Here is an 18,617-nt window from a genome sequence, read left to right as displayed (position 1 = left end):
GTCTCTATGTCTGAAAGGCTGGAGCGGCTTCGGAAGAGCATGAGCAAGAACAGACAGGCGCGCGCGCCTCGCGCGGGCACGGCAGGCAGGAGCGGACGCGCCGAACAGGTGCTCGACCTCGACCGCTACGTCCCGGCGCTCATCACCTTCATCGCCAACAAACTGTCGCGCAGCGCGACCGTGGTCTATCAGAAGCGTTTCGGGGTCAACGTCACGGAGTGGCGGATCCTGTCGCTGCTCGCGATCGAGCCGGAAATTTCGGCGGCCCGCATCTGCCATGTGATCGGCTTCGATAAGGGTCCGGTGAGCCGCACCCTGGCAGGCATGGAGGAGCGCGGGCTGGTCAACATTCGTGCCGACCGGCAGGACGGGCGCACCCATTCGATCTCGCTGACCGCAAAGGGCTACACCACCCATGACCAGGTGATCGCGGTCGCGCTCGAACGAGAGCGGCGCCTGCTCTCCTGCCTGAGCAAGCCGGAACGCGAGACGCTGATCGCGCTGCTGCTGCGGGTGCACGGCAATCTCGATGCCGTGAAGGGCGCCGGCGAAATCGACGACCGGGCCTGAGCGGCCCGCGCTGGCCGCCGCACTAGCGCAGCGACGCAATGCGTCGTGACGATCCCGCCGTCCGAACATCCGTCTCTCCCTCATGCGGCCCAGGCACTCTCCGTGCTCTTCGAGAGGGTCGCTTTGATGAGGACAGGCTTACATAAATTAGTTGCCTTGGCAACATAAACCACAGACCACCTCGACGAGGTTCCGCGAGCCGCCCACTGGCCGCTCGCGGAAATTACATCATTTCTTGACCAGCGGGCAGTTGCCTTCGCTCTCGGGACGGAACGCCTGATCTCCGGGAATCGTCGCGACGACCTTGAGCAGATCCCATTTCGACGTGGATTCGTCCGGTTTCTTCACTTCGAGCAGATAGAGGGGGTGAATCTTGCGCCCGTCGGCACGGATGGTGCCCTTGCCGAACAGCGGATCGTCGGTCGGTATCGCCTTCATGGCAGCGACCACGGCCTTGCCGTCAGTGGCGCCGCCGACCTTGTCGACCGCCTTCAGGTAATGCAGCACGGAGGCATAGACGCCGGCCTGCATGTCGTTCGGATAATTCTGCTGCGGATGGCGTTCGGCGAACCGTTTTGCGAAGGCGCGGGTGCCGTCGTTCAGATCCCAGTAGAACGGATTCATGATCTGCGCGCCCTGCGCCGCCTTCAGCCCCAACGCGGGAATGCCGTTCATGCCGAGGATCAGGCCGACCAGCTTCTGCTTTTGCGTCAGCCCGAACTCCGCCGCCTGCTTGATCGAGGTGATGGTGTCGTCGCCTGCATTGGCGACGCCGACAATGTCGGCGCCGGAGGCCTGCGCCTGCAGCAGGAACGAGGCATAATCGGCCGTGCCGAGCGGATGGCGTACGGCGCCGAGCACCGCGCCGCCGGAGGCCTTGACGCCCTCCATCGCCTGCTTCTCCAGGTCATGGCCAAAGGCATAATCGGCGGTCAGAAAGAACCATTTCTTGCCGCCCTGCGCCACCACGGCTTTGCCGAGGCCTCGCCCATAGGCATAGGTGTCGTAGGTCCAGTGCACGGTGTTCGGCGTGCATTTCTCGCCTGTAAGCAGCGCGGTGCCGGCGCCAGAGCCGATGAAGACCTTGTTCTTCTGCTCGCTCATCGCTGCAACCGCGAGCGCAATCGCCGAGTTCGGCAGGTCGAAGACAGCGTCGATATTTTCGGTGTCGTACCAGCGCCGCGCAATGCCGACGCCGACGTCGGTCTTGTTCTGGTGGTCGGCGGTGATGACGTCAATCGGCTTGCCGGCGGCCTTGCCACCATAATCCTCCACGGCCATCTGCGCCGCGATGACCGACCCGACGCCCTGATAGGTCGAAAACACGCCTGACTGGTCGTTGAGCACGCCGATCCGAACGCGGTCCTGGGCGTGAGCCGCGCCGGCGAACATGCCGCCGAGCGCGGCCACGAGCATTCCCAGACCAAAAGACTGTCGCATGCGCTCCCTCCTGCATGAAATATGGCGGGCCTTCGCGACCGCTTCTGTATTACTTATAATTTATAACTATTTTGAGGATTGTCAATTCACATGGCGGCATGCGAGCTATGGCCCATGGGTAGAATCGGCAAAGTCTCGACACGGAGCGGCAATGGGGCAGCGAAAGCGGCCGAGCCGGATAGGCCCCGGGAGCTCGATCTCAGCGCACTCCAGGAGACTCCCGGATTCATGATCCGGATTCTGCAACTGCAGAATTTCGAAGCGTTTTATCCGTATTTCGAATCGCTGAAACTCTCGCCGCTCGAATACGCCATCCTCATCGTGGTCCGAGACAACAAGACGGTGACGCAGAGCGAGCTTGCCGCCGTCCTGAAAATGCAGCTGCCCAATCTGGTGAAGATCCTCGCCCGGATGGAGGAGACCGGCATTCTCAAGCGCAAGCGCTCGGCGCGGGACCGCCGTGCGGTTGAACTCAGCCTCAGTGCGGCCGGTGAGCGACGCGCCGACGAGGCCAGCCGGCTCGGCCAGAATTTTAACGCGCGGACACTTTCGGCGCTCAGCAAATCCGAACAGGCGGCCTTTCTCCAGATGTTGGTGCGACTGGTCGAGGCACACCGGAACGGCATCTGAGCCTCTCTCAGCCGGCGCAGCCGATCCATTCGGACGATGAATCGTCATCCAGCACGGCCACCGCGTCGGCGCGCCGCGTCAGCACCGCGCGCTGGTTGATGTAGCCCTTGTCGGTGATCTCACCACCGTCGACGGAGGCGGGCTCGGCGAGCAGCAGCGCGCGAGTCGCATGCCCCGACGAGTTGCCGCTCTGCGCCTTCAATCTCGCAAGGCCATGCGCAATCGCGCCGCGAACTTTGTCGTGGCCGATGACGTCCTTCACATCGGCCTGATCAGGCAGGCCGGCATGGGCCCGGCAGGCGGCGATGTTCGGGAAGACCAGGAAACGCACCTCATCCCCGCCATGGCCGGCCACCACGATGTCCTGCGCCAGCGGCGCCAGCGCCGCGACGCCGGCGACACGCAGCGTACCGACGCTGACCCAGGTGCCGGAATTGAGCTTGAAATCCTCGGCAACGCGGCCATCGAAGAACAGTCCGAGCTCGAGACGATCCGGATCGGCAAAGGTGACGGCATCGCCGATCAGATAAAAACCTTCGGTGTCGAACGCCTGGGCCGTCAGTTCCGGCGCCTTCCAATAGCCTGGCGTGACATTCGGCCCGCGCACGCGCACCTCCAGCTTGTCGCCCCACGGCACCAGCTTCAGCTCGGTCCCCGGGATCGGCACGCCGATATTGCCGGAACGCCTCGCCTGGAAATGACAGTCGGTGGCGAGCGGCGAGGTCTCGGTCGAGCCCCAGGCCGAGACCATCGGCAGCGCGCGTCCCACTGTTTTGATCGACAACTCTTCCAACGCATCCCAGAGATTCTGCGGGAGCGCTGCGCCGGCGTAGAAGGCGAACTTCACTTCGCCGAAAAACTTCTTTCGCAACTCGTCATCGCTCCGCAGCGCTGAGATCAGCATGTCAAAGCCGCGCGGCACGTTGAAATAGACCGTCGGCATCACGCTGCGGAGATTGGCGAGCGAGGTCGCGAACAGGCCGGGCGCCGGCTTGCCGCCGTCAACATAGAGCGTGCCGCCATTACGCAGCACCAGATTGAAATTGTGGTTGGCGCCGAAGGTGTGGCTCCAGGGCAGCCAGTCGAGGATCACGAGCTGGTCGCCGATATCTTCGAGGAATGTCCAGGTTTGCGCCTTGGCCTGCTGGCTCGAGGTCAGCATGCGCTGGGTGTTGATCACGGCCTTGGGCGTGCCTGTCGACCCCGAGGTGAACAGGAATTTTGCGATCGTGTCGGGCGTGATCGCGGCGAAGGCATTTTCGACATCGTCCGTTTCCGGCGTCGCCGCGACGGTGCGGAAAGAAATTGTTTCGCTGTCGTCCGCAGTGCCGCTGACGATGGTCGCCGAATGCAGCGGCTTGATCGTCGCCAGCGCCGCGGCAAACGGCTTGACGGCGGAGACATAGATCGCGCCGGGCCCTAGCAGGCTGATCATGCTCTTGAGCTTGTCGAAATCCCTCGACATAAGCGAATAGGCCGGCGAGACCGCGGCCGAGGGCACGCCGACATGCTGGGCGGCGAGCGCAAAAAGCGCATGCTCGACGCTGTTATCGGAGAGGATGACGAGCGGCCGCTCCGCGCTCAGGCCTTGCGCGAGGATCCAGGCGGCCGCGCCGCGCACCTGCTTCAACGCGTCCTTGTAGGTGACCATCGACCACGGCGCATCGGCGCTGGCGCGGTCGGCAAGGAAGATGCGTTCCGGCGCCAGCCGCGCCCAATGCTCCAGCCAGTCGCCGATGCAGCGTGCGCTTTCGTGCAGCGGCGTGGTCGACCTCACCAGAATGCTGCCGTCGGCGCGGCGATCGGCGACGATCGCGGGAGTCGCGAACAGCTTGTCATCGCTGATGGCGGCGATGGCCATGATTTCCTCCTGTCCCGGCTGGTTCGCCGATCGCCGCGCACACGCCGGCCTGCAGCTCGAAGGGCTGCTTGGCACTAATGTTGAGCACAACAATTGTTGTCGTCAACAACAATCTTCCCATCGGGACGGCGACGCGCTAGAAGCGTCGATGATGACGGGAAGCGCACAGGTGTTCAGATCAGGCAGGTCGCGAACCAGCGCGAGGCCGCCGCGCGGGCGGAAGCAGGCAGCCAATGGCGGTGCGAACCTCGACGATGAGATCGGCCTCGACGCGTTGGCCGGTCACGCCGGTTACGCGGTGCGGCGCTTCCAGATCTGGATTTTTCAGGATTTCATTCGCACGCTCGCCACCGTCGATATCCGCCCGACGCAGTATTCGGTGATGACCGTGATCGGCGCCAATCCCGGCCTGAGCCAAATGGCCGTTGCAAAACGGCTCGGGATCGAGCGCGCCCGTCTGGTGCACCTGCTCGACAGCCTCGAACGCCGCGACCTCGTCGCCCGCATCCGCTCGGCCACGGATCGCCGCTCCCATGCCCTGCACCTGACGGCGCGCGGCAAGACGGCGCTGGCCCAGTTCAAGCGGCTCGCCGCCGAGCATGAGCGGCATGTGGCCGAGAAGATCGGCAAGGCGAACCGGGAGAAGCTGCTTCAGATCCTTTCGGCGTTCACCTGACCGGGGCGGCCCGCCTCGCCGAAAAGCCCAGCCGCCTAATTTTTATGCAAATACTCGGCGACGGCGGACTGGCCGAAGCTACGCGCCGGCGCTTTAAGCTTCTGAAATTACGTAGCTATCATCAGATCCTGACCCGACATGGCCATTGTACACAATGGCACATCGCTTGCTTCAATGCGGGTAACCTTTGCCCGCTGGAGTTTTGCCCGCCATGGGGTCCGACGCGCCCGAAACAATTGCCGCCATCGTTGCCGCGCACCGCGCCGGCACGCTCACGCCGGCAGAGACCGTCGCCCGCTCCTACCAGCGCATCCGCGACCACAACGATCCCGCCATCTTCATCAGCCTGCGCAACGAGAAGGAAGCGCTCGGCGAGGCCGAGGCGCTGGCTTCAAAGGATGCGCACGCGCTGCCGCTGTTCGGCGTTCCCGTCGCGGTCAAGGACAATATCGATGCGCAGGGCCTGCCGACCACGGCGGCCTGCCCGGCCTTTTCCTACTCACCTGCGCAGGATTCGACGGCGGTCGCCAAGCTGCGCGCGGCGGGCGCGATCATCATCGGCAAGACCAATCTCGACCAGTTCGCAACCGGCCTCGTCGGCGTCCGCTCGCCCTATGGCATTCCCGTCAATCCGATCCGCAGCGATCTCGTTCCGGGCGGATCGAGCTCGGGCTCGGCGGTCGCGGTTTCCGCCGGCCTCGTGCCGCTCGCGCTCGGCACCGATACCGCGGGCTCGGGCCGCGTGCCGGCGATGCTCAACAACATCGTCGGGCTGAAGCCGAGCCTCGGGCTGATCTCCAACGCCGGCCTGGTGCCGGCCTGCCGCACGCTGGATTGCATCTCGGTATTCTCGCTCACCGTCGACGATGCGATGACGGCGCTGACCGCCATGGCCGGCCCTGATGGCGCCGATCCCTATTCCCGTGACCGGCCGCTCGGCGCACTATCGGCGTTTCCTGGAAAGCTCCGGCTCGGCGTTCCCGGCAACGGCCAGTTGATCTTCTTCGGCGACCGCGCTGCCGAGAAAGCCTATGACGCGGCGATCAAGCGCTGGACGCAGCTCGGCGCCACGCCGGTCGAGTTCGACCTCGAACCGTTTTACGAGGCCGCGCAGCTGCTCTATGAGGGACCGTGGGTTGCCGAACGTTATCTCGTGATCCGCGATCTCTTGGCTTCCGCGCCGGACGCGATCCATCCGGTGACGCGCGAGATCACCGCAGCCGGCGCGCGACTGACGGCGGCCGACACGTTTGCCTCGCTCTATCGCCTGCAGGCGCTGCGCCGCGCCGCCGAGCGAGCATTTGCCCATTTCGACGCGATGGTGCTGCCGACGGCGCCGACCGCCTATTCGACCGCGCAGGTGCTGGCCAATCCGCTCGAGCTCAACTCCAGGCTCGGCACCTACACCAATTTCGTCAATTTGCTCGATCTCTGCGGGCTGGCGTTGCCGGCTGCGATGCGCGACGACGGCATCCCGTTCGGCATCACGCTGCTCGCGCGCGCCGGCCGCGACGCCGAGCTCGCCAGCATCGGGCGGGTGTTCCATGCCGATACCCAACTGAAAATTGGCGCCACAGGATTGGCGCAGCCGCCGCTTGCTGCGCTGCCAGCAGCGACTGATGGCGACGAGATCACCATCGCCGTGGTCGGCGCGCATCTTTCGGGCATGGCGCTCAACGGCGAGTTACAGGCGCTCGGCGCCCGCCTGATCGAGGCGACCGAAACCGCACCTGACTACAAGCTCTACGCGCTCGATACCACGCCGCCAAAACCCGGCATGCTGCGCGTGGACGCGGGCAGCGGAAGCACGATCAAGCTGGAGCTATGGGCGCTGTCAGCGGCTTCGTTCGGAAAATTCGTGGCCGCGATCCCGCCGCCACTCGGGATCGGCACGATACGGCTTGCTGACGGGAGAGGCGTGAAGGGCTTTCTCGCAGAACCCGCAGCGATCAATGGCGCGCGCGACATTTCATCATACGGTGGCTGGCGCGCGTTCATGGCGGAGAAGACGGGAAAATAACAGCGGCGGCTGCCGTTCGGCTAATTGCCGCAAGCGCCGCCTGCGAGCCATGCGGCGATGGTCGCGCGCTCCTGACCTGTCATTTCGGTGACGTTCCCCGGCGGCATGGCGATAGACCATATTGCAGATCGACCGATGAGCTTCGCATTGCGCTGAATCTGCTCCGGCCGATCCAGCAAGACGGCCTTGGGAGCTGTCGCGATCGACGCCTAGACCGGCTCCCTGGCGTGGCACATGCTGCATCGTGACAACACGATCTCTTCGACTTCCGAAAAGCTCGGTTGCGTCTTGGGCAGCGCGCCTATCGCAGCGACCGGTGGCCCCGCCGCCGAAAGCCAGCCGATCGCGATCATGCCAGCCGCCGCGACGATCCAGACCCACCCGGGAGAATTTTTCCCGGCGTGGCGCGTTGAAGAAATGCCTGATGACGGGACCAAGCAGCAACAGGATCGCGACAATCAGCCAGTTATAGCGTGTGGCGAAGATGAGCGGATAGTGATTGCTCATCATCAGCGCGACCACCGGCAGGGTCAGGTAGTTGTTGTGAATCGAGCGAAGCTTGCTCGCCTTGCCGAGCCGAGGGTCCGGCGGCTTTCCTGCAAGCAGCGCGGCAACGATCTTCTTCTGATTGGGAATGATGACCAGGAAAACGTTGGCCACCATGATCGTGCCGACGACCGCCCCGATCTGATTCAAGGCGCCACGGCCGCTAAAGACGTGCGTGAAGATCCAGGTCAGGCCAACCAGAAACAGGTAGCCGCCCAACGCCAATTGCCATTCGTTCCGGGCCAGAGCGGTCTTGCAAGACGTATCGTAGAGGATCCACGCAAGGGCAAGGCTACAGGCACTGACGAACGCCGCCTGCAGCGGCGAGAGATCGAGGTTCGATTTGTCGATCAGGAACAGATCGGCGTCCAGATAGTAGACCACGATCATCAGGGCGACGCCGGACAGCCAGGTGGTGTAGGCTTCCCACTTGAACCAGGTCAGTTCGTCTGGCATCGCCTGCGGCGCTACGAGATATTTCACGATCCGGTAGAAGCCGCCGCCATGGACCTGCCAGGCGCTGCCCTGTACGCCATCGGGAAGGTCGCCGCTCGGCTTGAGGCTGAGGTCGAGGTGAATGAAATAGAACGAACTGCCGATCCATGCGATCGCAGCCACGATATGCAGCCAACGAAAGCTTAGGCTCAACCAATGCGTGATGATGGATTGCCAGATCATCGCGAGAGCGCGGTTTCAAGCTCGTTCAGGGCAACGCGTCAGCTCGCTTCGGTGCAGAACGTCGTCCTTCGGAATCCGATCGACCGTCCGAGCCAGTTCGATCAGTATGTCGGCAAAGAGGCCGAAGTTGATGTGCATGTGAACCGATTTGCGGCTGCTTTCTTCGCCGGAGCGTTCCAGCACCAGGGCAATGCCGCTATCGTCGACATGCGCCTCGAACCGCGACGAGCGTTCAAAGGTGCCAACATAGAATTTATCGGGATATTCCAGCGCGACCTCAACCTTATCCCGAATTGCCTTCGTCATAGGTCCTTCCCGGATTTTTTGCATTCGCCCGGAAATGTTTACCGCGGACCGCTCCGCAGAGAGTTGACGCGGACCAAAGCAACTCGTCCCGGCAACCGACTACACTGACACCGCGTAAATCTCGTACTCGCCGCGCACCAGCTCGATATGGGCGCGCATCGCCGCCGCGGCGCCGGCCTTGTCGCCGCGCATGATGGCGACGACGACGCGGTCGTGCTCGGCGTGGGACTTGGCGAGGCGGCCGAGGTTGCGGAACTGGGCGCGGCGGAACGGCTGCACCCGCACCCGCGTCGCCAGCGTCATCTCGGCGATGTAGCCGTTCTGCGAACCGGCATAGATCGCATTGTGGAAACGCTCGTTGACTTCGTGGAAGCGCTCGGGATTGCCGGCATAGCTGAGCACGCGCAGCTCCTCGTGGATCGCCTCTAGCTTCTGGCGTTCCGCCGGCGGCATCCGCTCAGCGGCGAGCCCGGCGCACAGGGCTTCGAGCTCTGCCATCGCCTCGAACATTTCCGTCAGGCGGTCGAGCGAGGGCTGCGCCACCACGGCGCCGCGATGGGCGCGGGCCTCGACGAGGCCGCTCGCCACGAGCTGACGCAGCGCCTCGCGCACCGGCGTGCGGGACACCGAGAAGCGGCGCGCGATGTCGGTCTCGTCGAGCGGCGATCCTGGCGCCAGCACGCCGCGCACGATCTCATCGGCAAGCTGCAGCCGCAGCTCCTCCGCGCGCGTGACCTTGTCGCGTTGCGCCGACGGGCGATCGACGCGGCGAACTGCGGTTTCCGGCAGATCGTCCAGACTCATGCCGTTTGACCTTTCGGCTCGTCGATAATGCTGACATGGGCGGCGACGATCTTCCAACCTTCGGGAAACCGTACCCAGGTCTGCATCTGCCGTCCTACCCGGCCCGGCGCATTGTCGCGATAGAACAGCGTCGAGGCGACCGCTGTATCGTGGCCATAGGTCGTGATGACCGTCTTGTCGGTCCGCCGCATCAGCCCGACCGGCGAGCGCGCCGCGCGGAACGCCATGATCGCTTCATAACCGTAGAGATTTTCCGCGATGCCATAGCGCAACGTGTGGGGAGCATTGCGGAACAGTTCGTCCAGCACCGCGACATCGTTCGACACCAGCGCCGCCTCATAGCGCTGGAATTGCGCGGTGACTTCGGCGAGCACCTCGGGAAGATCGATTTTCATCCTTAAAATCCTCTCGGCGCCGGCACGGCCACGACACCCATCTGTTCCAGCGCATGCGCAAGCCGTAGCGCGATATCTTCGCACCAGGGCGCTGCGATGATCTGCACGCCAATCGGCATCGGCTCCAGCGGCACCGGCACGGCGACAACAGGCAGCCCAATGAACGAGATCGGCTGGGTGTGAATGCCGATATTGGCACGCACGGGCAATTCAACGCCATCGAGCACGAAATTGACCTGACCCAGTTTCGGCGCGACGCAGGGCGTAGCCGGCGCAATGATCGCGTCGACCGACCTGAACAGTTCCAGCACTTTGGCGCGGTACCAGCGGCGGAATTTCTGCGCGCGATCGACCAGCGGCGCTGGCACCATGGCGCCGGCGATCAGGCGGTCGCGCACCGCCGGATCGAAATCATTGGGGCGCGTGCGCAGGCGGTCGAGATGCAGCGAGGCGCCTTCGGTGGTCGTGATTACATAGGCCGCGGCGCGGGCGCGCGCAGCCTCGGGCAGTTCGACCGTCGTCGTAGCGTGAAGCGCTTTCGCGACCCGCGAAACCGCTTCGATCGCTTCCGGAAAGACGTTCTTCTGAAAGTAGCCGCCGGCCACTGCAACCCGCAGGCCGTCAATGCCCTTTGCCAGCAGCGACGTGACAGGCTCGACGGGCCGCGCCGTGCAAGCGGCATCATCGGCATCCGGCCCCTGCATGGCGTCATAGGCCAGCGCAAGGTCCCCAACATTGCGCGCGAGCGGACCGAGATGATCGAGGCTAGAGACGAAGGGGAACGAACGCGCCCGCGACAGCCGGCCATAGGTCGGCTTCAGCCCAAAGACGCCGCAGAACGAGGACGGCACCCGGATCGATCCGTTGGTGTCGGAGCCCAGCGCGATCGGCACCAGCGCGCCGCCGACGGCGCTGCCCGAGCCGCCGGAAGAGCCGCCGGTCATCCGCGTCGGATCGTGCGGATTGCGAGACGGGCCGTCGTGGACGTTCTCGCCGGTGAAATCATAGGCGTATTCGCCCATGTTGAGCGCGCCGACCAGCACGGCGCCAGCCGCTTCCATCCGCTCGATCAGCGTGGCGTCACGCGGCGATGGCGCGAGGTCCCGGTTGATCTTCGATCCGGCGCGGGTGGCGAGGCCTTCCACGTCGAACAGGTTCTTCACCGCGAAGGGAACGCCGGCCAGCGGGCCGACCTTTTCACCTGCTGCGATCCTGGCATCGATCGCCTTCGCCGTGGCCCGCGCGCGGTCCGCTGTGACGTCGGTAAAGGAATTCAGCACGCGATCATGCGCAGCGATCCGCGCAAGCGCGGCCTCGGTCGCATCGAGCGCGGAAAGCTTGCGATCGGTGACCGATTGCGCGATCTGCTCGGCCGACAGTCCGTCTGACTTCACGGTCATGGCGATATCAAGCCGAGTAAATGCTGGCCGGCTCGGTCTCGTCCGGCAGCGGGAATTCATCGACCAGCCGCGCCAGCCTCAGCGACACTTCGAGGTTCGCCCGCACGGCAGGCCGCCAGGCGTCTTCGACCGGCAGCGCCAGCGCCGTTGCGACGGCATCGATGTACTTATCAAGATGGTCGTCGGCCATTTCACTCTACCTTCTCTCTTCCTTGTCATCGCCCGGCTCGACCGGGCGATCCAGTAACCACCGGCATCAGTGAGTACTGGATGCCCGCCTTCGCGGGCATGACAGCTAGACCGGCAACGGCGGATGCGGAATCGCCGTCAGCAACTCCTTGGTGTAGGCGTCCTGGGGATCGCCCAGCACGCGCTCGGACGAGCCTTGCTCGACGATACGCCCCGCTCGCATCACGATGACACGATCGCACAGCAAACGCACCACATTCAGATCATGCGACACGAACAAATAGCTCATGCCCATCGACGCTTTCAGATCCTGCAAGAGGTTGAGCACGACCGCTTGCACGGAGACGTCGAGCGCGGCGGTTGGCTCATCGAGGATCACGAGCTTTGGATGCAGCGCAATCGCCCGCGCGATGCCGACGCGGGCCTTTTGTCCGCCAGATAGCTGATGCGGGAAGCGGTCGAGCAAATTGACGGGAAGGCCGACCAGCCCGGCAAGCTCCTCACAGCGGGCGCGCAGCGCATCGCGCCCCCTGATGTCGCCGAGCTGCAGGATCGGATCGGCGATAGCGCGCGCGGCGGTGAAGCGCGGGTTGAGGCTGTCGGTCGGGTCCTGGAACACCATCTGGATGCTCTTGCGCTGCGGCAGCCGCGCGAAGGCCTGCGGCATGATGGCGCCGATCTCCTCGCCGTCGAAGGCGATGCGGCCGGAGGTCTGGTCCAACAGCCTCATCACCATCATCGAGGTCGTCGACTTGCCACAGCCGGATTCGCCGACCAGGCCGACGCTCTCGCCATGGCCGACCCTGAAGCTGATGCCGTCGACGGCGCGGAACAGTTCGGCTTCCACCGGTGGCTTGCGGGAGAACAGTTTTGTGAGGACGACGCTGGCACCCTGGCGCGGATATTCCTTGACCAGCTTTTCGACGGTGAGTAGGGGCGCCTTCTCCCTCTCCCCGTCCTTCACGGGGAGAGGGTCGGGGTGAGGGGCTGCCTCCGCGAGCGTCACTCGCGGAGAGTCCCCCTCACCCGCCGCGCTCTGGCGCGCAAGTGCGCTGCCCAGCGCGTCGGCCTCTCCCCGCGTGCGGGGAGAGGCTAAAGCGTCCTCCTCCGGCAAGAGATCGCGCAGCGACACGCCGAGCCGCGGCGTCGCGCGCATCAGCTTGCGCGTATAGGGGTGCTCGGGCCTGGCAAAGATATCCGCCGACTTCGCGGTCTCCACTACCCTGCCCTTTTCCATCACCACCACGCGGTCGCAATAGGCGGCGGCGAGGCCGAGGTCGTGGGTGATCAGGATCGTCGACATGTGCCGCCGCTTCGTCAGCTCGACGATCAAATCCATCACCGCCTTCTGCGTGGTGACGTCGAGGCCGGTGGTCGGCTCGTCCGCTATCAGGAGCTGCGGGTTGCAGGCCAGCGCCAACGCGATGACGACACGCTGGCACATGCCGCCGGAGAGCTCGAACGGATAGGCGTGATAGCGCTCGCGGGGACGGGCGATCTTGACCTGCTCCAGCGCCTCGATCGCCTTTTCACCGCGGTCGCTGGCGGCAGTCTGCACGTGCTGGCGCAGCACGTCCTCGATCTGGTCGCCCACTTTCCGGATCGGATTGAGCGCCGCGCGCGGGTTCTGGAAAATCATCGAGATTTCGCGGCCGCGCAGATCGCGCATCTCGTTCTCGCTGGCGGCCTTGACATCGATGCCGGAGAACATCACCGAGCCTTCGGCGATCTTGCCGGCGCGATCGAGAATCCGCATGACAGCATAAGAGGTCACCGACTTGCCGGAGCCGGACTCGCCGACGATGCCGAGCGTCTCGCCCTTGGCGACGGATATGTTGACGTGCTGCACCGCCTTGACGATGCCGCGGCGGGTGGTGAATTCAACCGTGAGGTCGCTGACGTCGAGCAGAGGCTGGGCCGTCATGGCGACCTCCGCAAAAATATCGAAAACAACCCCATGCACAGTAGAACGGTCAGCGTCGCTGACCTATTCCCGCGCGCAAAGCTGACGCCAGCCATCACGTCCTCCGCTGCGGATCGACGATGTCGCGCAGGCCGTCGCCGAGCAAATTGAAGCAGAACACCGCGATCATCAGCGCCAGGCCGGGGAAGAGCGCAATCCACCATTCCCCTGAAACCATGAAGGTCGCGCCTTCCGCGACCATGATGCCCCATTCCGCCGTCGGCGGCCGCACGCCGAGCCCAATGAAGGAGAGGCCGGCCGCATTCAGAATCGCGTAGCCCATGGTCAGCGACATCTGCACGATCATGATCGGCATGATGTTGGGCAGGATGTGCACGAGCAAAATCCGAAGCTCGCCATTGCCGGACAGCCGCGCCGCCTGCACGAAGCCGGCGCTGCGGCGGACATTGGCCTCAGCGCGGGCGACGCGGGCATAGAGCGGGAAGTTCACGATCGCGGTGGCGATGATGATGTTCTGCACGGTGTTGCCGAGTGCCGCGACGATGCCCATCGCCAGCACAAACAGCGGAAACGCCATGATGGTATCGGCGACCCGCCCGACGATGCGGTCGGTCCAGCCGCCGAAATAGCCGGCAGCGATGCCGGCGAGCCCGCCCATCAGGAACACCAGCGCCACGGAGGCGACGGCGATGAAGGTGTCGAGGCGGGTGGCGACAATGACGCGGCTGAAGATATCGCGGCCGAGTTGATCGGTGCCGAACCAGTGCGCCGAAGACGGCGGCTTCAGCGCTGCCGCCGTGTCACTGGCGAGCGGATCGTAGGGCACGATGTAGGGGCCGAAGATCGCGGCGAACAGGATGACGACGAGAAGGCCGAAGGCGAACGCCGTGACGCGGTTCTCGCCGAGCACGTAGCGGACGTGCTCGAAGGTTGCTGATAGGCCCGACGTCCGCGCGGGCGCGGCGGGTTCGACGGCAGGCGCGACACTACTCATGTTCCGACCTCACCCTTCCAGCCGCACGCGCGGATCGATCACGCCGTAGAGAATGTCGATGACGAGGTTGAGCAGCACGTACATGACGGCCATGGTCAGCACGAACCCCTGCACCGGCGCGAAGTCCGACGAGATCAGCGCTTCCACCGCATAGGAGCCGATGCCGGGCCAGGCGAACACCTTTTCGACCAGCACGTTCGCGCCAAGGAGGAACGAGAACACCATGCTGAGCGTGGTGATGACAGGCAGCATCGCATTGCGAAACGCGTAGGTGACGATCACCGTCGACGGCGACAACCCGGAGGCACGCGCGGTGCGGACGAAGTCGGAGGCCAGCACCGCCAGCATCGAGGCCCGCGTCATGCGAGCGATCGGCGCCAGCGAGAAGATCGCGAGCGTCGCCGCCGGCAGGATCAACTGGCTCAGCGCCGAACGGAACGTCTCGAAATCGTGCGCGATCAGCGCGTCGAACAGATAGAAGCCGGTGACATGCGCCGGCGCGCTGTAGAACACGTCCAGCCGGCCGAGCGGCGCCGGCGACCAGCCGAGCCTGAAGTAAAAGAGATAGACCAGGACGAGGCCGGTAAAGAACACCGGCAGCGATACGCCGGCCGTCGTGGTGACACGGCAGAGATGGTCGATCCAGGAGCCCGGCCGCGTCGCGGCAAGCACGCCAAGCGGAATCGCGATGCCGACCGAGATGACGAGGCCGAGCAACGTCAGCTCGGCGGAGGCCGGCAGGCGGTTACGGATTTCGGTGGCGACCGGCTGGCCCGTGGTCAGCGACGTTCCGAAATCGCCACGCGCAAGATCGTTGGTGTAGCGGAAGAACTGCTCGACCAGCGGCTTGTCGAAGCCGAGCTTCTTGCGGATCTGCTCGATGGCTTCCTTGCTGGCCGCGGGCCCGGCGAAATAGGCCGCGGGATCGCCGGGCAGCGCGCGCGTCAGCAGGAAAGTGACGATGACGACCCCGATCAGCGACGGGATCGCAAACATCAGCCGCTTGCCGATCATAGTCAGCATGATGCGCTCCCAGCTTGCTCCCCGCCTCTCCCCCGCAGGACAGGGCAATCGCATGAGGAGTAGTCGAGTACTGGCCGCGGGCTCGCTTCGCCTCTCCCGCTTGCGGGGGAGGCCGACGCGCTCCAAGAGCGCGGCGGGTGGAGGCTCTCGCCACGCAGGGAATCTCGATGCGGAAGCACCCCCACCCCAACCCTCCCCCGCAAGCGGGAGAGGCGGCGCAGTGCGGATGCCGCCGCATCTCGTACCTCACTGATTGAACGAGTCGAACAAGCCCGCGTTTCGCCCGCACGCCGCATGATACATTACGCCTTCACCAGCGCGCGATAATCGAGCCGGCGGTGGAACCAATACTGATAGCCGGATACGTTCTTCTGCATCGCGACATTGACGTAGGGTTGATAGAGCGGGATGCGCGGGATGTCCTTGAAGGCGAGATCGACAAAACTCTTTACGTCGCTGTCGTATTTCGCGGTGTTGCCGACCGCGGCGGCATCGACGGCACCGGCGATGTAACCGTCCATCTCCTTGGATTGGTAGCTCATGGTGTTGAAGATCGAATTCTTGCCGTCGTAGCACCAGATGAAGAAGTATTCGGGATAGTCGAGCCAGCCGGAGAACACGTTGGTGTAGAGCGGCAGCACCTTCTTGTTCAGCTCGGTCCGCCAGTTGGCGCCGGGGATCTTGTTGATGGTGGTCTTGATGCCGATCTGCGCGAGGCTTTCCTGCACCAGCACGCAGAGCGGCTCATTGACGCCGGCAAAGCCGAGGTCGAACGACAGCGTGGTCTCAAAGCCGTTAGGATAGCCGGCTTCCGCCAGCAGCGCCTTGGCCCTGGGGATGTCGGTGACGTATTTGGTCGGCTGCGGCCATGCCACTTCGGTCGCCTTGTCGGCCGCGGCGCCAAACATCGGCTTGGCGAGGCCGAACAGCACCGCATCCATGATCTTCTGGTAGGGAATCGCGCAGGCGACGGCCTCGCGGACCTTGACGTTGTCGAACGGCGCGATCTTGACGTTCATGCCGATATACTGAACGCCGTTAGAATACGGCACCGAGACGATGTTGAGCTTGCCGCTGTCCTTCAGCTCGACGAAATCCTTATTCGGCAGATCGTAGGAGATATCGGCGTCGCCGCGCTCCAGCAGCGCACGGCGGTTGCCGGCCTGCGGCACCATGCGCCAGATCACGCGCTTGACCTTCGGCAAGGGGCCGCCGGCCCAGGCGTCGTTGCGCTCCATGACGACTTCGGTGCCGGCTGTCCACTTCGTCACTCTGTAGGCGCCGGAGCCCGCGGTCTGCTGCTTGGTGTATTCGAGGCCCCAGGGGTCCTTCTCGCTGGCGTTCTTCTTCACCAGCTCCGAATTGACCACGCAGGGCACGATGACAGCGAGATCGGGAAGCGTCAGGCGATCCTTCTTGGCGAAATCGATCCGTACCGTGTTGTCGTCGACGATGACGAACTGCTCGGTCTTGGTCAGTGAGCCCGCGCCCATCTGGAAGGTCGGGAAGCCGCCGACACTGACGGCGCGATCGAGCGACCACTTGACGTCCTTGGCGGTAACCGGCGCGCCGTCATGGAATTTCGCATTCTTCTTCAGCTTGAAGGTCACCGACATGTCGCCAACATTCATGTCCTCGGCGAGTTCGGGCTTGAACTTGTCGCGGTCGTAATAGGGCACGCCGCCGGGGCCGGTCTTCATCTCGTGGGTGATCAGCCGGTCGTAGCAATTCCACGACACCTCATAGCCGGGCACGTTGGTGCCGACACCGTGGATGTCGAGATTGTTGGGCCCGCTCTCGGAGACGATCAGCAGCGTCTCCGACCGCGCATCCGCCTTGGCGGCGGACCAGATCGCCGGTGCCGGCGTCAGCGCGCCGGCCGCGGCCAGCCCCGAGACTGATTTCAGGAAATCGCGACGCTTCATGGGTGATGCTCCAAACGCCTGAGGGGAACGGCCTTGGAACAGGGAATCGCAAGGTTTGTGCCAACCGTTAAGAGAAGGTTATGGCGAGGCCAATCGATTGATATGGCTAGGTATTTTATCTTGCGCCGGCCTCGAACGGGACGCGACGAGCCGGGCGGCTTGCATACAAAGCGGCGTATTTGCCCACGAAGTAGGCAGAAATCTTTGGACGCTTGCTCGCTGGGCGCGGCTCAGACTGGCCAGAGCAGCTCCTGCAATTCCTCGAGGTTGGCGGCCTTCTGCTGCCAGCCCTCGATATAGATGTGCCTGATCGGATCGCTGGCCTGGTGCAGCATCATCAGCGCCATCAGCCGCCGCTTCAACTCGAAATTGATATCGGCACCCGAATAGCCGAAGCCATCGAACAGGCTGCGGACGCGCCGCGGCCGGCCCGCGGTCATAAAGGCGCTGGGTCCCAGCAGGTCGTATTCGCCCCAGCCGGCCATCACGTCGCCGAAGTCGAACAGCCCCGCGAGGTGCCAGGTGCCAGCCTCGCGCCTGAGCAGAAAATTCTCCGGGATGTATTCGCCGATGAGGATCACCGGCGCCGCGTCGAGCGGAATGAGGTCAGTGGCATCGCGCAGCAATCCATCCAGCCCATCAAGAAATTTCTGCGGCAATCCGAGACGCGCGTGCCGGGCGTGGCACGCCGCGATTTGGCCACGCACGAACGTGGGCCAGTCCGGCTCGATACGGGCGAGCGGGCCGATCGGTGCGCGCTGCACCTCGGCAATGGTCGCGCCGATCTCCGCAAGCACGCCCTCCTTGTCCGCTTCCGGCAAGGACGGCCATGCATCCGCGCCGAGTACCCCCGGTAGCCGCGTTATGACGAGATAGGGCCATCCGTCGCGCTCCCCCTCCACAACGATTTCGGGGATCGCGATTCGAAGGCGTCCGCGAAGCTGGGCGAGCGAGCTTTGCTCCGAGACGAATTGCGGGCGAAGAATGGGCGGAAAAATCTTCAGGATGTGATGTTCGTCGAGCGCCATGACGAGGTTGGTGCCGGTGGCGAAGACGTGCGGCGCGGTGCATGCGAGGCCATGGCTGCGGGCGATATCGCGGGCGATCGGCAGCCACTGCGCGGGGTTGGCGCGAAAGGAGCGGAAGGATTCGTAGTCGGTGAAGGGGGGAAGGGATGGGGACATGGGAATGACGAACTCTATCCACCGTCATTGCGAGCGAAGCGAAGCAATCCAT

The 18,617-nt window shown here is 64.2% G+C and carries 16 protein-coding genes and 1 pseudogene; 4 read left to right on the top strand and 13 right to left on the bottom strand.

Going from position 1 to position 18,617, the window contains the following annotated elements; all coding sequences use genetic code 11:
• Nucleotides 1-39: 39 nt before the first annotated feature.
• On the top strand, nt 40-570 hold the full coding sequence (locus RX331_RS03060; protein WP_317255186.1) for a MarR family winged helix-turn-helix transcriptional regulator: 531 nt from the start codon (nt 40-42) through the stop codon (nt 568-570).
• A gap of 228 nt (nt 571-798) precedes the next feature.
• On the opposite strand, the gene RX331_RS03055 is transcribed toward RX331_RS03060, so the two are convergent.
• Nucleotides 799-2,010, bottom strand: a complete 1,212-nt coding sequence (locus RX331_RS03055) for an ABC transporter substrate-binding protein (protein WP_317255185.1) — start codon at nt 2,008-2,010, stop codon at nt 799-801.
• A 228-nt stretch (nt 2,011-2,238) separates the two neighbouring features.
• Between RX331_RS03055 and RX331_RS03050 the strand changes: the two genes are divergently transcribed.
• Nucleotides 2,239-2,640: a MarR family winged helix-turn-helix transcriptional regulator gene (locus RX331_RS03050; protein WP_317255184.1), complete on the top strand. Its 402-nt coding sequence runs from the start codon at nt 2,239-2,241 to the stop codon at nt 2,638-2,640.
• Between the two features lie 7 nt (nt 2,641-2,647).
• Here RX331_RS03050 and RX331_RS03045 read toward each other — a convergent pair whose 3' ends face one another.
• Complete coding sequence (locus RX331_RS03045) at nt 2,648-4,501, bottom strand: feruloyl-CoA synthase (RefSeq protein WP_317255183.1); 1,854 nt, start codon at nt 4,499-4,501, stop codon at nt 2,648-2,650.
• A 151-nt stretch (nt 4,502-4,652) separates the two neighbouring features.
• Between RX331_RS03045 and RX331_RS03040 the strand changes: the two genes are divergently transcribed.
• Both RX331_RS03040 and atzF read left to right on the top strand, forming a co-directional pair.
• The gene (locus RX331_RS03040) at nt 4,653-5,177 is read left to right on the top strand and encodes a MarR family winged helix-turn-helix transcriptional regulator (protein WP_317257990.1); all 525 of its coding nucleotides are present in this window, start codon (nt 4,653-4,655) and stop codon (nt 5,175-5,177) included.
• A 211-nt stretch (nt 5,178-5,388) separates the two neighbouring features.
• Nucleotides 5,389-7,197 (top strand): allophanate hydrolase, encoded by a 1,809-nt coding sequence (gene atzF, locus RX331_RS03035; protein ID WP_317255182.1) that lies wholly within the window; start codon nt 5,389-5,391, stop codon nt 7,195-7,197.
• A gap of 20 nt (nt 7,198-7,217) precedes the next feature.
• On the opposite strand, the pseudogene RX331_RS03030 reads toward atzF, so the two are convergent.
• From RX331_RS03030 to RX331_RS02980, 11 genes and pseudogenes are all read right to left on the bottom strand, one after another.
• A pseudogene (locus RX331_RS03030) lies at nt 7,218-8,418 on the bottom strand (urate hydroxylase PuuD).
• Nucleotides 8,419-8,436: 18 nt separating this feature from the next.
• On the bottom strand, nt 8,437-8,727 hold the full coding sequence (locus RX331_RS03025) for a hypothetical protein (RefSeq protein WP_317255181.1): 291 nt from the start codon (nt 8,725-8,727) through the stop codon (nt 8,437-8,439).
• 99 nt (nt 8,728-8,826) lie between these two features.
• A complete protein-coding gene (locus RX331_RS03020; protein WP_317255180.1) occupies nt 8,827-9,531 on the bottom strand; it encodes a GntR family transcriptional regulator in 705 nt (234 codons plus the stop codon).
• The gene (gene hpxZ, locus RX331_RS03015) at nt 9,528-9,926 is read right to left on the bottom strand and encodes an oxalurate catabolism protein HpxZ (RefSeq protein ID WP_317255179.1); all 399 of its coding nucleotides are present in this window, start codon (nt 9,924-9,926) and stop codon (nt 9,528-9,530) included. Before hpxZ ends, RX331_RS03020 begins: the two co-directional genes overlap by 4 nt.
• A gap of 2 nt (nt 9,927-9,928) precedes the next feature.
• A complete protein-coding gene (locus RX331_RS03010) occupies nt 9,929-11,326 on the bottom strand; it encodes an AtzE family amidohydrolase (protein ID WP_317255178.1) in 1,398 nt (465 codons plus the stop codon).
• A 7-nt stretch (nt 11,327-11,333) separates the two neighbouring features.
• On the bottom strand, nt 11,334-11,516 hold the full coding sequence (locus tag RX331_RS03005; protein ID WP_317255177.1) for a DUF4089 domain-containing protein: 183 nt from the start codon (nt 11,514-11,516) through the stop codon (nt 11,334-11,336).
• A gap of 105 nt (nt 11,517-11,621) precedes the next feature.
• On the bottom strand, nt 11,622-13,439 hold the full coding sequence (locus RX331_RS03000; RefSeq protein ID WP_317255176.1) for an ABC transporter ATP-binding protein: 1,818 nt from the start codon (nt 13,437-13,439) through the stop codon (nt 11,622-11,624).
• A 94-nt stretch (nt 13,440-13,533) separates the two neighbouring features.
• Nucleotides 13,534-14,433: an ABC transporter permease gene (locus RX331_RS02995; protein WP_317255175.1), complete on the bottom strand. Its 900-nt coding sequence runs from the start codon at nt 14,431-14,433 to the stop codon at nt 13,534-13,536.
• A gap of 9 nt (nt 14,434-14,442) precedes the next feature.
• Complete coding sequence (locus RX331_RS02990; protein ID WP_317255174.1) at nt 14,443-15,456, bottom strand: ABC transporter permease; 1,014 nt, start codon at nt 15,454-15,456, stop codon at nt 14,443-14,445.
• Between the two features lie 302 nt (nt 15,457-15,758).
• Nucleotides 15,759-17,381, bottom strand: coding sequence for an ABC transporter substrate-binding protein (locus RX331_RS02985; RefSeq protein ID WP_317255173.1), 1,623 nt, complete (start codon nt 17,379-17,381; stop codon nt 15,759-15,761).
• Between the two features lie 230 nt (nt 17,382-17,611).
• Entirely contained in the window at nt 17,612-18,565 is a 954-nt protein-coding gene (locus tag RX331_RS02980; RefSeq protein ID WP_317255172.1) for an aminoglycoside 3'-phosphotransferase/choline kinase family protein, read from the bottom strand.
• Nucleotides 18,566-18,617 lie beyond the last annotated feature (52 nt).

Source organism: Bradyrhizobium sp. BWA-3-5, from assembly GCF_032917985.1.
Classification (GTDB): domain Bacteria; phylum Pseudomonadota; class Alphaproteobacteria; order Rhizobiales; family Xanthobacteraceae; genus Bradyrhizobium.
This window is presented reverse-complemented; position numbering and strand designations above follow the sequence as displayed.